Source organism: Candidatus Thiosymbion oneisti, from assembly GCF_004359955.1.
In the GTDB taxonomy this organism is placed as follows: domain Bacteria; phylum Pseudomonadota; class Gammaproteobacteria; order Chromatiales; family Chromatiaceae; genus Thiosymbion; species Thiosymbion oneisti.
Genome location: NZ_SMSC01000023.1, coordinates 51,267 through 66,373 on the forward strand (window position 1 = coordinate 51,267; position 15,107 = coordinate 66,373).

Here is a 15,107-nt window from a genome sequence, read left to right on the forward strand (position 1 = left end):
CGGGTGTTTTTCCTGTCGGAGAGGGAGTCTGTCGTGAATCGGCTCTGCTGAGGCCACGCTGCTGCTGGAGAAGTGGTACGGCTGGGTACGCGAGAAGATGGGGTTTTGATCATTTCGTGGTTAATGGTAGCCTTGCGACCATCCAGCCGTGACGCGGTTGAATTTTTTCACTCTGTTACCACAGTGGCTGAATGTTAAGTATAGCTGCGACACAATGCCATTAAGTTAGCTACTGACCACTTGTCGTGGTAGATCAGGATGCGGAGGAGAAAACCACGAATTGGCGCGAATCCATTCGCGCGGATTCGCGTGATTCGTCGTTTCTCCTCTTGTTTGTCGACCAGTAATGCTTAACTTAGTGGCATTGAGCTGCAGCACCCAAGCTAAATGTCAGCAGCCCTTAGTTTGTGCGGGCCTCGGTCAGCTCGTAGGTTGGGCAAAGCCGCCAGGGACGGTGGCGTGCCCAACAAGTCATTTAAATATTAACCACTACCTGTGTAGGCCTCGGTCAGGCCAAGGCCGCTTCACCGAAATCGAAGTCCAGCTCCGCGGAGGGGGGTTGCAGGAAGTCTCCTTGAATGAAGTCAACGCCGCAGCCGAAGACGCGGGCGATGGTCCGGGGATCTTGGATGTGGGCGACGATGACCTTGGCCCCCACCGCGTGGACGCGCGTAACCAGCTCCGTTAAGCGCGCCGGGTCCGGCGCCCTGGTGGGCGGCAGGGGGAACCGTATCAGCGCAATACCTAGGTCGTCGATCAGGTCGGTTACCTGCGGGTCGTCTGCGGGCACATCCAGACAGGTCTCGATCGCCAGGTGTCGCAGCGCCTCGAAACGGGTTGCGGCGACCTCCCGCGCGGCGGAGAGCTCAGCGAATTGGAATTGCAGGATCGGCAGCGTCTCGATGAGATTCCACGCGGCGATCTGGTTCTGGAACCAAGACAGCCACTCCTCCGCGTTCAGGGTCTCCAGGCCCTGATGCAGGAAGAGCCGCAGCCGCGGATGGGTAGCCTGCTCCTGCCGGAGCCGGTCCAGGGCGTGCTCCATGACCCAGCGGTCGATGGCCGGCAGCAGACCACCCTGTCGGGCGGCGGGGAGGAAAGCGGACGCCGGCAGGTACTCGCCGTCCGGCAGCTTGAGCCGCAGACCGGTCTCGTAGAGCGCTTTCCTTTCTCCCCGCAAGGCCATAATGGGCTGGTATACCAGCTGTAGGCCTGCGGAGCGCAGCGCCGCTTGGACCAGTGCGGTCAGCTGCGCGACGCGTTCGGGATTGGGGTCAGCAGGCGCCGGCGGTCGATTGCTTCCGACCTGGCTGCCGACCTGGTTGTCGGCCGGTTCGCCTGACTTTGAACGGACCTTCTCAGTGCGAGTCAGCAGGGACGGGGTATCGTCTCCGCTCGGGTGTTGCCGCCCCTGCCGCCTACGAAAGGTGCGGATGTTCCGGCGGACGGTTGCGACTAATTGCTCCGGGTGGACAGGCTTGGTGATGAAGTCGTTTCCACCCACCCGCAGGGTATCCAACTGCCGACTCGGATCCAGCTCCGAGGAGAGAAAGACGACCGGGGTCGCATAGACCGCTTCGTGCTCACGAATCAGGGCCGTCAGCTCGATGCCGTCTACGCCGGGCATGTGCAGGTCCATGAGCACGAGATCCGGCCGAAACGCCTCCAGGATCTCCAGCACGCGACGCGGATCACCGACACTGCGGGTCCGCATTCCCGCATCCTCCAGAACCCGGACGGCGAAGTTGACCGCCACCGGCTGGTCGTCGACCACCAGGATCCGGTAGCCATCTGAGCCGGGGGTATCGCTGAGCGCGAGCAGCCGAGCGGCCAGCTCGTCCGCGGCCACGGGGCTGGTCCAGAAGGCGTCCGCGCCCGCCCGCAAGGCCTGCAGCCGCAGCTCGATTGCGCTGGAATGGGCGATGCAGGTCAGCATGGGACGGCTACCCCAGCGTCGCTCCACATGGCCCATCAGCGAAGCGATGTCCTGTCCCTCGGGCAGGGTCTTGGTGTCCAGCACCAGGATCGCTCCCAACCCCGGACACCTATCCGCCGTCAGGGCATCGACAGTCGGGAAGGCGACTATCTTGATGCCTGCCGTGACGAGCCGTTCCGAGACCGCAGCGATCAGCTTGGTGTCCTTGCTCAGGAATATAATGGGTTGCGGTCCTTGTAGCTTGCGTTCCATGGTCGTTTTCCCCTCGTCCCATAAGGATTGGAACTGTTTAAAGCATGGAACGATCCTTGCTCTTTGGCTAGGCGTCAAAGACGCCTATCCACGTTTCGGCATCAGAAATAGCGCGTCAGCTCGATCCGGATGAAATCGTCCGCTGCGAACGCCGCCAGTGGATCGCGGGAGGCCATGTCCAGGAAGAGTTGTCCCTCGACGGAGAGCTTGTAGCTCTGTCCGATGCGGCGGCTCGCCTCCACTCGAAACGATCTGCTGTGGTAATCGAGATCGAAGAAACCGCCGGCGAGTAGTTCGCTGCTCTGGGTGTCGTTGAAGGTCAGCCGGGTACCGATAAAGAGGTCGTTCTGAAACGGCGAGCTGGCATCGAGTCGGCGCGAGTCATAGTTATATTCGGCCAATACGCCCAGGTCGAGCTGCGTGTCATGGATGCCGACGAAGGTATACTCGAAGCCGCCGACCGCCGCGCGATAATCTTTCCCTTTGGTCTCACGGTGCACCGCCTCCAGCTTCCATAACCAGGCCTCGCCGGTGTATTGAAATTCCAGGCCCGCCTGCCGCAGCAGGGGATAATAGGGTATCAGGCCAGATGCGCCGTTTTGGGTGGCGCCGGCTTGGGTGTCGGGCACCAGGTCCGGAGCGCGCGCCGTTCCGTGGAACCAGGAGAGCGCCGCATCGACAGGGCCGATGGTCTGATTCCAGCGCAGGGCATAGTCGAAGTGTCTTTGCTCCAAATCGGATTCATAGCGCGCCCGGTCGGTGTCGACCACCAGCGGCGTGCGCAGGCGCCCCTCGGCGCCCGGAAAGGTGCGCTCCCGAAACCAGGGCAACAAAAAGAGGTCGATGGCGCCGTTCCCCAGCACCCTGGTGACACGCACCATCGGTTGGCCCAGCTTGTCTTCGCCGTCGATGTTCTCGATCAGATCCGTCTGATTGACGATGTCCACCAGGTGCTGGGATTCGGTCACCCCCCAGAACACCTTGTCGATACCGGCGCGAATCTCCCAGCCGTCGGCCACGTGCAGATACTTGAACTCACGGATATCGGCGTGGGTGCGCTCCTCATCCGTGCTATCGATACGCAAGAAGGGAATGAAGGTGAGCCCTCGCTTGCCGTCGTGCCACTGATGGCGGAGCTCGGGCTGAAAGCTGAGCGACAGGCCACTGTTCTTTTGTTCGGACCACCGGGCGGCGGAAGGGAAGATGCGTGCCTCGACGGCCAGATTCCCGGACCAGTCCAGGGGGTAGGCCGCGGACGCGAGGGTTATCGACAGCGCCGGCAGCAGCCTTTTCACGAGATTCATTGGGGTGTGCCGCCTTTAGGGGCTGTTGACATAATCGTCGTACCAACCGCCAATAGGACAAGATTGGTAGGATGATCAGGATTAACAGGATTATTTTTCCTAATTAAAACATCCTGTTAATCCTGGAAATCCTGTTAATCCTGTACCATTAGGAGACAAGCCAAAAGGTTGGTTTACCCCTTATTAAATGTCAACACGCCCTGGAATCAGCGCAGGCGCGCCAGCGCGTTCTTGTTGAAATCGCCGCTGCTAAGTCCCGTGTCAAAGCGGTAATTGGACCATTTCAGAGTCGTCGACTTTCCGGTCTGATGATTTTGCATGAACATCTCGTCGGCGCGCCAATAGTTACCGGTGGAGAGGCGATAGGACTTATAACCTTTCCACTTGAGCGTCTTGAGATGGGCGCCTTTGCGGTCATAAAACTCCAACTTTACGCGGCGGTATTCCTTGGTATCGACCCATCCGACCTGACGTGAATAGCCCGAATACTTATAGGCCGGGATGCGCTCTACCACATGGCATCGCCAACCCTTGCCGCAGGCTTCCTCACGCAGGTATTGGTAGCGGTACTTCTCGACCTCTTGCGAGCCCAGATCCTCGAATGCGAACTCGCTGCCCACGAAGGGACCGGATTTGTTGCGCGAGGTGATGCGTTTGACGCGCTTCAGGGCCGGCAGATAGAGCCACTGATCGTCCGGCCGCAGACCATGGGAAAAGGTCAACATCGCGGTCCCCTTGACATCGGCCGGCTCGTCGAACAGCGATAGGCTCTTATCGCCGTCGTTTTGCATTTCCAGGGTCTTGGTGCGGATCCTGCGCCGACTCTCGTTGCCCCTGCGGTTGCGCAGGATCATGATCAGGTCGGCGGTTTGGTCCTTCCAACCGCTGTCACGTCGGTCGGCCGCTTTTGCAACCCGTAATCCCTTTTCCGCGGGTGTCTCGGCCGCGAGCGGCATGCTGAGAACCAGCAAGATCAGGATCGGAACCAGTCGTCTAGCCATCGTTTTCTCCCGTATCGATCAGGGCACAAAAAAGCCCAGCTCCATTCAAATGGAAGGGGGATAATTGCAAGGCGGGCGTGTATAAGGCTTCCCGAAATCGTCACCTTCTTCGTCCGCACGACCCCCCATTAATGCCTGCCGTGCACCGAACTATCATCGTTTCCCGCCGCTGCAATGCGTTTCACGTCTTCTGCTGAGAGACCGAGCAATTCGGAAACTTCCGCAACATCAAGCCGGTTCAACAGACGGTGCATAATCCGTGCCTCACCTTGCTCCTCACCTATTTTCCTTACCTTTGCGGTCATGCGGGTAAGATTAGCACAGCAGTCGATCAGTGCTTCGGCACTGCTTACTAAGGCGAACTCGTCGTTGTCGGGCCGAGCGCAGGCCCAGGCCCGGGTTCCCCCCGTTGCAGCCACATATCCAGGCGCATCAACAGCGGGGGTAGCCCGCGTAGGGCGGATAAGCTTGCGCCATCCGCCGTATGCCAGCCACTTCCGTCGCCCTGGCCTGACCCGACCTACGGGCTGCCACCCACCGTCATCCGGCGGGTGACGGCGCGCCCACCGCCGCAGCAATCGCGGCGCTTGGCGCACGCGCCTGACCCGCCCTACGGGCTCTTGGCGCACGGGTGTAATCCGGGCGGTACCGATCGCAGCGGCTTCGTCCGCAGCGAAGAAGGCCAGCGCCTGGTGCGGGTAGTCAAGGATGAGGTTCTTGAAGTTCTGGTCGTGGACATGATCCGGGCCGGAAAAAAAGCGGGGCATACACCTGTCTGGCTTACGCATTCGTCGACGTTGGGCTAAGGGCATCATCGCCGTGCCCGCGTGCCCCCTGTTGCAGCCACCCGTCCAGACGCATCAACAATGGGGGTAGAAATAAGAAGTCGCACAGCAAGGCGAATGCGATCACAATCGAGACCAAGAGCCCCATGGCGCTGTTGATCTCGAAGGACGAGGTCGCCAGCACCAGGAAGCCGCCGATCAAGGCGATCGAGGTCACCCACAGGGCGACACCGACCGTCTGGAAGGCGTAGCGAACCGCCTGGGCAGCGTCGAGCCCCTGCTCGCGGCGCGCGCGCAGATATTTATTCAGAAAGTGAACCGTATCGTCGACTACGATGCCGATCGTCATCGCCGCAACCACGGAGACGCCCAGGCCGATTTCACCATCGATCAGGGCCCACACGCCGAACGCCATCCCCGCCGGCACCAGGTTCGGAATCAGGCTCACCAGCCCGTAGCGCCAGGACCTCAGCGCCACCATCAACAGCAGCGAGATCAGGATCAGGGCGATGACTGCGCCACTGATCAGACTGCGAATATTGCGGCTCCCGATATGCGCGAACATCACCGTCGGACTGGCGCCGTAGGTGAGAATCTCCGGTGTATGCCGCTCCATCCAGTCGTAGACACGGCGCTCGAAGGCGAGCACCTCCTTGGTCGACAGGGTGTGCAGGGTCACCCTCATGCGGGTCGCCCGCTTGTCGATATCGATCTGGTTATTGAGGTCCAGACCATAGGGCAACGACATCTCGTACAACAGCAGATATTGGGCAGCGAGGTCGCGCTGCTCGGGCAAGCGGTACCAGGCGTCCGCATCGCCGTGCAGATTACGATTCAGGCGCTTGAAGATATCCGTAATCGTATTGACATGCACCACCTCCGGCTGAGTGCGCAGCCAGTTGGCCAGCGCCTCGATCTGTCGCTGGCGTGCCGGTGAGGCAACGCCACCCGGCTCCCCCGCGTCGAGCGAATAGTCGATGAAATAGACGCCGGTCAGGTTCGCGACGACAAAATCGCTATCGGTGCGGAAGCGGATGCGTTCGTCGAAATAGTGCACGAAGACGTCGTTGCTCTCGTTCATTGGCACCAGCGCGACCAGGGTCACGATGGTCGCGCCCACCCCGACCAGCAGCTGTCGGCGGCGCCGGATCACCCAGTCGGCAAGCCGCAGCATCCGGTAGCCGTCCGACCGCCGCCGCTCGCGCACCAGGGACGGCAACAGGGTCGCCAGTGCCGGCAGAAAGGTGACCGAGAGCACGAACGCGATCATGACGCCGAGCGCAGAGATGGTACCCAGGTGCCGGAACGGCGGTGCATCCGAGAAATTCAGCGTCAGAAAACCGATCGCGGTGGTCACCGAGGTCAGAAAGACGGGGGTGAGATTGAGGCGCAGGCTCTCCGCCATGGCCTGTCGTCTCCTGTAGCCCCGGCGCAGGCCCTGCATCCAGTTGGTGAGGATATGGACACAGTCGGCCACCGCCAAGGTCATGATGATGGTCGGTGCGGACATCAAGGGTCCGGTCAGCGGCACGCCGGACCAGCCGGCGATCCCCATGGCGGCGATCACCGAGAACAAAATCACCAGCACCGTCGCCAGGGTGCCCACCAGGCCGCGCAATTGCAGCAAGACGGCGACGACGATGAACAACAAGGCCAGCGGCAACAGGTGTGTCATGTCGAACCGGGAGGCCTCGGCGAAGGCATTGTTCATCATCACGACGCCGCTCAGGTAGACCTTGATTTCCGGATAGGTACGCTCGACATAAGCGGCGATCTCGCGCGCTTTCTTGACTGCTATCGGCACCTCCGCACCCCGGTTTTTCCCCGGCAGCTCGACGGTGACATTGATCGCGGTGACATGCCCCTGGGGTGAGACCAACCGCCGCACCAGCAGGGGTTCACCCAAGGCGATCGCACGGATCTGGTCTATCTGGTCCGCGGTCTTGGCCGCGGGGTCCTCGATCAGATCGATGACCGTCAGATCGTCCCCTTCGGCATAGGTATGTTGATAATTGCTCAGGGAATCGACGCGCAGCGAGTAGGGTATCTGCCAGGCCCGTTCGGTGACATCGACGATCGCCGCGAAGACCCGCGGTGTGAAGACGTCGCCCGACGCGGGCGCCAGCACCATCAGCAGGTTATCGTTCTTGGTGTAGGTATCCTGCAATGCCTCGAAGGCAGTGAGCTGGGGATTCTCGGCGCTGAAGAACACCCGGTAGTCGGTCGAAAACTTCAGCAACCGGCCGCCGCTGCCGGCCAGCGCTACCAGTAATATAATCGCTGCGATCACCCACCAACGGTGGGTCAGGATCCAGTTCGCATAGGTCTCATTCACGCCCTTTCTCCATCCCTCCGGCCTGGCCGGAGCATCTCGTCGACATCCCGAGCAGCTATCGAAGGTCGGTGTGATCGTTTTTTAAAGAGGATACGCATCCTTCAGTTAAGGCTATATCAGGTCAGCTGTGTCTTTTGGCTGGCTCCCCACGCTCCAGCGTGGGAGCAGACTTGTCCCGACGGAGGAGGGATCTTGACGCTCCAGCGTCGATTAAGCGCCTCGGTAGGCTAACCGTCAACGCCTATTAGCACAGAGGAGCTAAGTCCGCTGGAGCGGACCAGACGGCGTTCCCACGCTGGAGCGTGGGAACGAGCACGAATTTACAAATTTTATGCCCTAAAATCAGTATCTTAATTTTTAGACAGCCTCTAAGGCTATATCGGGTCAGCTGTGGCTTCGGCCAGGGACCATAGGCTCGACGGCGTTGCCGAAACTCACGTCCAGTAGGGTTGCTATCGGTCCTGATGCAAGCAGCTTACGGCACTCGAGATAACGTTTTTTACCGCTCGTAGTCCGCGGAATAATCCGTTTTCTTCCCAGCAGGACCCGCGCCAAAGGAGGTTCAATGGCTGCCAGTTGTGGCAATACCTCCTCGATTCGCGCTTTCCGGGTATTCGGACCGCCATCGACGAACATGACGACATCCGTTGCGTGCTCGCGATTGATGTCGGCCTCGAATACTGCGAACTGGTCGGCGGGCGCACCAACAATGGCGGCCACGCGCTCTTCCATATCCGCGCAGGAATAATTGACGCCATTGTGGACGATAATGCCCTTCATGCGGTCGATGATATAGAGTTCACCCTTGTGTATCAGACCCAGGTCCCCAGTGTGCACATATCCGCCTTCAAAGACCAGCGGGGTTGAACGGCCTGGAAGCAGGTGGCCCAAGGCGATCGACGGGCCTGATACGAGGATCTCCCCGAGCCTGTTTTCTGCCAGGGGGTTTCCTGAAGGGCCCCGAATCTCGATGCGAGTCCCGGCGATTGGTCGCCCCACGGATACGATCTCCAGATACTTGTTTTCCGCATCCTCTGCTCGGGTGGTTTCATCGGCGATTTCGGCTGGGGCACCGACGGCAACTGCTCCGCGGTCAAGCGCCAGAAACCTGAGGGGATCGGCCGGTGAACGGACCGTGCTTGCAAGCGTCGTCTCCGCCATCCCGTAACAAGGAAGAAAGGCGTCAGGGTCGAATCCCAAGGGACCAAACTTATCGGCAAAGGCCGTCAGGGTCCGCCGCCGAATCGGTTCCGCACCGCAAAAGAGCACTTTCAGTGATGACAGATCATAGTGGTTCACTGCCGAATTCGACAGGGTTTTGACGCAGTAATCAAGACCAAAATTAGCGCTGACCGCCAGCGTGCAACGGAATCTGCTTATGGCCTCCAGCCAACGTTCCGGTCTGCGGAGAAAATCCTGGGGAGCCAGGATTACTAAGGGATAACCATGCACGAAACAGAATAGCTCGGCCCCTACCAGCCCCATGTCATGATAAAGCGGTAGCCAACTGATGCCGGTTTCGCCTTCACCGAGCAGACCCGCCTGCCTGATCCCGCGGGTGTTGACGAAGACATTGGCGTCGCTGATCGCGAGCAGCTTGCCGGGACCGGTGGAGCCGCTGGTCATTTGCAGGAAGGCCACAGCGGACGCAACCAGACCACAGCGACGACGCAGGACGTGGGACTGGTCATCCAGCTCCTTGAGATCGGGAGCACAGAAAATGGGCGCGAAATGCCGCTCATGTTCCAACGCGAGTCTGATCTCCGGGCGTTCTTCGGCGACCAGCAGTCCCCCATCCAGCACCTTTGACACCTGGCGCACCCGTTCGCCCCAGGCCTCCACCCCCTTGAACGCCCCTGGGGTGGGAATAATCAGAGGCTTGGCCGCGGCAGCAATCGCCGTATAGAAGGCCCCGAGGGTAAATCTCGGCGAGCCGGCGGCGATGAGCATGACCTTGCCGCGCGGTAGCCCGCGCGCCCGCAGTCGCTCCCCCCGTTCCAGGGCCTTGGTCGCCAGGGTCCGGTGGCTTTCCCAAGCGAACCCTTGGGTACGGGGATCGAAAAACCAATGGCCGCTCGTATCACCTGATTCGAGATAGGCGTGCAACCGCTCCGCCAGAGTTGCCATCTATCAGGTTCGCTCAGCGTGACGGGGCATTCGTTTCCTGTCGATAGCGTTCGCGCAACGCATCCGGAATCTTGCCCGGGCGGCCCTTGCCGATGTCCAGCAACAGGCCTTTCTGTACCGCCTCGGCAGCGACCTTGCCGTCTGTTTGGTGGGTAAACCGAGCCGTCAATTCCCAGCTCGAACGCCCCAGGTCGGTGAGCCACATGGCACCGCGGATAGGGTCGAACAGACGCACCGGGTATTTATATTCGATGGTCGTGGAAAGGATAGTAGGCGCAAGCCCGCGTTCCATCAGTTCGGGTAGGGGCAGAAAGCGCTGCAGCATCTCCAGACGCAGGTCCTCGAGCCACCGCACATAGACGATATTGCTGACGACTCCCGCGAAATCGATGTCATAGGTACGTGGGGTCAGATCCAGCAGGGTTTCCAGGGGATGGATAGCTAAGGGTTGTGCTTGTTCGGACATTGATATTTGGTTGCCGTTGGAGAGCTAAAACAGCACGGATCGCTCAGGGAATCCATGCGCCAAGGGGAAATCGGGACCTCGGACCTCGGAGAGCTTCACGCCGCTGACCCATGGGTATGCATGGTGCGTAGCATGGTGATAAGCGATGTTATAGGCATAAGGACCGATGGACCAATAGATTGCCCGGTTCAGCAGCGTAAGACGCGGCTTTAGGTTCCAGATGCTACGGGGTTTTCCCGTAGCGTCCGTATGTGATTCATAAGAGAAGACGAGAAAGCTCAGGGCAAATGCAAGCTTGGTGGGAAGCAGGAACAGAAGGAGGTAATTCTCGACGCCAACCAGCGCTACATAGCCTGCCAATACGAGCATTCGCCCAATATACAACAACCAAAAATCACGGGAAAGAATGCCGTGTTTCATACAGTATAAAAACCAATATTCCGGGGCCAAGGCCAGGCGCCACAGGGCGTTGTGCTTGCCGTCCCGAATCATCCGGAAATCCGGGTCGCGGTCGGAATTATCGTATGCGTGATGGCGGAGGTGCAATTCCCGGTATTCGTCAAATCCTATCGTCAATGGGGTATAGACATGCAAGTTCAGCCTTAGCAGTCGATTGCCCCCGAGTTTCGAGGGAGGTTCATGGAACAATTCGTGATTCATACCGACGATCCGGATCGTCAAGGGAATGTTGACCAAAAAGATGGCCCAGGCGGGTACCGAGGTGATTTCCGGTATCAGGCACAGTAGCACCGACATCACGGAGAGTAAGGGGACCGCGTAGGTCATCCATCGGATTTCCCGTGTTGTCCTACGGTATGCATTATGGTTTTGATTCATTCTGTTGGTCCTGGCTCTGCCCTTTACCGGATTCCACCTGTACGGCAATGCCATTAAGTTAAGCGTTACCGGTCACCAAACAAAAGGAGAAACGACGCATCACGCAAATCCGCGCGAAATTGTCATCCCGAACCGAAGGGAGGGATCTTGTTCGCGCCGATTCGCGCGCGTCGTCGTTTTCGCTTCCGCATCCTGATCGACTACGACCAGCGGTCAGCAGCTAACTTAATAGCATTGGCCTGTACGGGGGGAGTCAATCTCTTGATTCAGGTGTCGGCTGTATTCCTGTCTGTGAATCCCGCAGGGCGAAGTTCGCGGCTATGTCGTTTTCGAGGCGAAACAGACCGGTCGCTGTAACCAGTAATTCCCCTTCCTGATTAAAGATGTTACCCAACACCACACCAAAGTCCCCTTCGAACGACTCCAGCTGCGCTTGCAGGTAATGATTTTCTCCCGTCGGAACGGGTGAAATATAAGTGATACGCAATCTCTGGGTGATTGCATGCGTGGCTTGATTGGCCACGACAGCATAGCCCATGACCTCATCCAACAACATGGCAGAAACGCCGCCGTGCACGATCCCTGGGTGTCCCTGATATTCATGTGGAGCCAGAAAGTCTGCCCTGACGCCGTCACCGTATCGGTAGATGCCCCCGACCACTACGCCGGCATCCGGCGGTGGTGGACGCAGACAACGGGCGATGGGGCTCAATGCGGAATGCTCTCCACTCATATCATGGCACTCGTCTTTTGGTAGAAGTGACGAATGAACCGCTTGATTTCGGTCTTCGTCTTCAGCGGTACCCCGGTCAGTTGACCGAACATATGGCAGATGCGATTGTCGACTACCTCCGGACTGGAGTAGGTAATGGTCGTATCCGTCAAGCCCGCTTGGTTGTTGGTATGGTCGAAGAAATAACCCGCGGGGTGCTTGTTCTCGGTCTCACTGTTTAACCACACGTACAACATCTCAAGGGCCCGCTGTCGTTCGAGATCAGGATCAGCGGAACCCTCGATGTATTTTTTCGCATAAGTGTAAAACCCGGCCGCATGACGTGATTCATCCGCGGAGAGCTTCATGCATATATCCTTCAGGACGGGTTCATCCACCGCTGCTGCCAGGTCGAGATACCAAGATGCGGCGCGCATTTCCGAGATGATATTCATGCTCAGCGTGCCCACGCGCGACTGGCCGAGCGGGTAAATCTCCCGCCGTTCGGCCATCTCGGAGGCGTCGAAATACACGTCGAAGTGGGACAACCAACGCATCAGGATATGGGGATGACGGGTCTCCTCGTACAGCCAAACAGTTACCCACTGAGTGAAGTCCATATCATCCGAAAACTCCCGGAAAAAGTTCATTGCACCGGGGAATGTGGTGAATTCGACATTAACCACGCTCTTTACGTGTTCGAGCAATTGTGGTGTGGTCCTATCCCTGGCAATTCGGCTCCATGCGATTTCGTCGAATTTCCAGCGAATGGTCTCCGCCTGGTAATAGAGATCAAAAAAGCGAAAATCCTGCAGCATGCTCCCAATGACACCTTTGCTTGCCGTCCGGTTACTGATTACACTCTTTTGAGCCAATGACATCTTGAGTCCTCCTATGGAAGTTAAACCTGAGAAGCTGTTTGGTTAAAACGGATCCTCGTGTCCTGTTGCGTTACGCCGCGTTCGGCGGCGTGCCGGTCCGGGCGCGGTCCGGGGTTATTTGGCGTTGGTTGTGGGAAAAGATCCCTCCTGCGTCGGGACCAGTCCGGCGTGTTGGGTTAGGGCGCGTTCAGCCCTGTCACTGGGCTTCGGGATCGAACCGCGCGCCTGACCCAACCGACACTTAACGCGAGGCCATGCGTGCAGGCCGCGCGGGGGGTCATGTGGCAATGCCATTAAGTTAAGTTTTGTAGGTCGGGTTAGGCGCGCCTTGCGATGCGGGCGTGGGCAACCGAGGTTGAACGCGCCGTAACCCGACATCCCAGGTTGGCTCCCATCATCGTCTGTCGGGTTACGGCGCGCCCCAATCCTGTGGCCCAACCGAACACCGAAGCATGCGCCTAACCCGACCTACCACCATCAGCGGCTGGCAGCTAACTTAAAGGAATGGCTACCTCCACCCGACATACCTCTTCCGCCCCTTGCTCTTGCAACGCCAGACAGAGCCCGGGATCCGGCTTCAGTTTAGGGATTATGCCTACCGCCTTGAGCCATCCTTTCAGACGTGCCCAAGGGCCGCACCGATAGCGATCCAACCGGCCGGCCTCACGCACGGCCTTACAGGCCCAACAGTCATGCATGGAAACACCCAAGCAGTTACCAGGGAGCAGTTCGATCTCCACCGGCGAGTAACGGGTTTGATAGAGATCGATACCAATTTCAAAGAGCGCCTTCAGGGTTGCGGCATCCCCATTTCCCGGCCATAGGCGCAGCTTGCGCATCAACGACAGCATTTCGTATTCGGCCAGGCGCTCTACGATCATCCGGTTGCCTACATTGACGAGCTTGTCATCCAGGTGCTCAGAGACATAACCAAACCATAGCGCGTCATGACGCAGCCAGGCGTCGCGTAAAAGTTGCTCCCGGTCCCTTCGCCTCAGCCTGACTCTCGTCTCCGGCATAGCAGTAGCAGTCATATGGATCAAATGATCGCTATGATCTGAGCCGGACAATTCAACACGGCTTCTTGGCAGCAAGACCGCTCATCGTCAGACGCAGGTTGTCGGATGACGCGGCTACCTTCTTCCTCAACCAGAAAACAGCCCGGAGCCAGCGAAGCACAGGAAGAACACCTGATACAACGCCCCCGGTCGGTGATTAGGAGAACTTCGCTTTCCATTCCGGGTTTACTCTTTACCTGAAAGTCAATGCCATTAAGTTAGCTGCCGGCCGCTGGTCGTGGTAGGTCGGGTTAGGCGCGTGCTTCGGTGTTCGGTTGGGTCACAGGATTGAGGCGCGCCGTAACCCGACAGACGATGATGGGAGCCAGCCTGGGATGTCGGGTTACGGCGCGTTCAGCCTCGGTTGTCCACGCCCGCATCGCAAGGCGCGCCTAACCCGACCTACAAAACTTAACTTAATGGCATTGAACCTGGAACTTCCTCCGTAGCGCAAGCCGGTGCTTGGGCAATGGCGTTTGCCAGGTCACCGAAGGTCCGTACACGAACTAATTCCGAGTCCGACAGCTCGACGGCAAAGTGGGTTTCCAGAGCAACGACTAAACGGACGATTTCCAGGGAATCCATACCGAGTGTTTTTGCAATAGGGGCGGTTTCGAATGCCTCGCCTGGAGGTATGGTTACCTGTGGCATTCTGGTTGCCAACAGCGCGCGGAGTTGCTGCATAATCTCTGAAGTGTTCATAGCCTTACCCTTTATTATTTTAAGTGTAATCCTACCAATAATTTCTTAAATAGGTAATAGTATTTTTTTAGTATAGGATAAATTTTTTTAGTGAAAGTGAAGGGGAAAAACACCCGTATTCGAGGTAGTCCCTGACTGGATATGCGAGATCCTGTCTCCGTCCACGGCAAGTATGGATCGCGAGGTCAAACTGCCGCTGTACGCCCGTTATGGTGTGCAATACGCTTGGCTGATCGGTCCGATCGAGCCCGCGTAGGGTGGATAAGCTTGCGCCATCCGCCGGATGCCAGCCACCTCCGGCGGGTGGTGGCCAGGCTCCCTCCTGCGTCGGGACGGGGCCTGGCCTGACCCGATCTATGGGCTGCCACCCGCCGCCATCCGGCGGGTGACGGCGCGCCCACCGCTGCGGCAATCGCGGCGCCTGGCGCACGCGCCTGACCCGCCCTACGGGCTGTGGTTGCCCCGGCGACCGCGGCTGGTGGGTGGCGGAAGAGAAAACGACGAAGTGCGCGAAGAAGATCCCTCCCTTCGGTTCGGGATGACATTTCGCGAGGATTGGCGTGATTCGTAGTTTTTTCGCTTACTTTGGCGACCGGTGACGCTTAAAGGCTGTCTAAAAAAAGGGCCGTAGGCTGGGTTGAGGAACGAAACCCAGCAAGCCAATCAGCTTTTAGGGGCAGGCCGGGTTTGCTTGAGTTTAGTCCCTCGACC

The 15,107-nt window shown here is 58.7% G+C and carries 13 protein-coding genes and 1 pseudogene; 1 reads left to right on the plus strand and 13 read right to left on the minus strand.

Annotation, left to right across the window (positions count from 1 at the left end):
• Positions 1 to 508: 508 nt before the first annotated feature.
• The 13 genes from E1958_RS14175 to E1958_RS14235 form a co-directional block, all read right to left on the minus strand.
• Positions 509 to 2,188 (minus strand): response regulator, encoded by a 1,680-nt coding sequence (locus E1958_RS14175; RefSeq protein WP_133512438.1) that lies wholly within the window; start codon positions 2,186 to 2,188, stop codon positions 509 to 511.
• 101 nt (positions 2,189 to 2,289) lie between these two features.
• Positions 2,290 to 3,492 carry a hypothetical protein gene (locus E1958_RS14180; protein WP_207787516.1) on the minus strand — a complete coding sequence of 401 codons (1,203 nt, stop codon included), beginning with the start codon at positions 3,490 to 3,492 and terminating at the stop codon, positions 2,290 to 2,292.
• Between the two features lie 206 nt (positions 3,493 to 3,698).
• Complete coding sequence (locus E1958_RS14185) at positions 3,699 to 4,493, minus strand: outer membrane lipoprotein-sorting protein (protein WP_089729201.1); 795 nt, start codon at positions 4,491 to 4,493, stop codon at positions 3,699 to 3,701.
• A 128-nt stretch (positions 4,494 to 4,621) separates the two neighbouring features.
• Complete coding sequence (locus tag E1958_RS14190; protein ID WP_089729203.1) at positions 4,622 to 5,260, minus strand: hypothetical protein; 639 nt, start codon at positions 5,258 to 5,260, stop codon at positions 4,622 to 4,624.
• 13 nt (positions 5,261 to 5,273) lie between these two features.
• Positions 5,274 to 7,613 (minus strand): efflux RND transporter permease subunit, encoded by a 2,340-nt coding sequence (locus E1958_RS14195; protein ID WP_133512439.1) that lies wholly within the window; start codon positions 7,611 to 7,613, stop codon positions 5,274 to 5,276.
• A gap of 384 nt (positions 7,614 to 7,997) precedes the next feature.
• On the minus strand, positions 7,998 to 9,740 hold the full coding sequence (locus tag E1958_RS14200) for an AMP-binding protein (RefSeq protein WP_133512440.1): 1,743 nt from the start codon (positions 9,738 to 9,740) through the stop codon (positions 7,998 to 8,000).
• Between the two features lie 13 nt (positions 9,741 to 9,753).
• The gene (locus tag E1958_RS14205) at positions 9,754 to 10,206 is read right to left on the minus strand and encodes an acyl-CoA thioesterase (protein ID WP_133512441.1); all 453 of its coding nucleotides are present in this window, start codon (positions 10,204 to 10,206) and stop codon (positions 9,754 to 9,756) included.
• A 24-nt stretch (positions 10,207 to 10,230) separates the two neighbouring features.
• The gene (locus E1958_RS14210) at positions 10,231 to 10,992 is read right to left on the minus strand and encodes a fatty acid desaturase (RefSeq protein WP_165741460.1); all 762 of its coding nucleotides are present in this window, start codon (positions 10,990 to 10,992) and stop codon (positions 10,231 to 10,233) included.
• A 304-nt stretch (positions 10,993 to 11,296) separates the two neighbouring features.
• Positions 11,297 to 11,776: a PaaI family thioesterase gene (locus tag E1958_RS14215; protein ID WP_133512443.1), complete on the minus strand. Its 480-nt coding sequence runs from the start codon at positions 11,774 to 11,776 to the stop codon at positions 11,297 to 11,299.
• Positions 11,773 to 12,636, minus strand: a complete 864-nt coding sequence (locus E1958_RS14220; protein WP_133512444.1) for a ferritin-like domain-containing protein — start codon at positions 12,634 to 12,636, stop codon at positions 11,773 to 11,775. The genes E1958_RS14215 and E1958_RS14220 overlap by 4 nt, the downstream gene beginning before the upstream one ends.
• 491 nt (positions 12,637 to 13,127) lie before the next feature.
• Complete coding sequence (locus E1958_RS14225) at positions 13,128 to 13,670, minus strand: hypothetical protein (protein ID WP_133512445.1); 543 nt, start codon at positions 13,668 to 13,670, stop codon at positions 13,128 to 13,130.
• A 5-nt stretch (positions 13,671 to 13,675) separates the two neighbouring features.
• Positions 13,676 to 13,873 carry a ferredoxin gene (locus tag E1958_RS22075; RefSeq protein WP_089730127.1) on the minus strand — a complete coding sequence of 66 codons (198 nt, stop codon included), beginning with the start codon at positions 13,871 to 13,873 and terminating at the stop codon, positions 13,676 to 13,678.
• A 232-nt stretch (positions 13,874 to 14,105) separates the two neighbouring features.
• Positions 14,106 to 14,396 carry an acyl carrier protein gene (locus E1958_RS14235; RefSeq protein WP_089725911.1) on the minus strand — a complete coding sequence of 97 codons (291 nt, stop codon included), beginning with the start codon at positions 14,394 to 14,396 and terminating at the stop codon, positions 14,106 to 14,108.
• Between the two features lie 118 nt (positions 14,397 to 14,514).
• On the opposite strand from E1958_RS14235, the pseudogene E1958_RS14240 reads away from it, so the two are divergent.
• Positions 14,515 to 14,637 (plus strand): annotated as a pseudogene (locus E1958_RS14240) (Uma2 family endonuclease); the annotation flags it as partial.
• Positions 14,638 to 15,107: the final 470 nt, after the last annotated feature.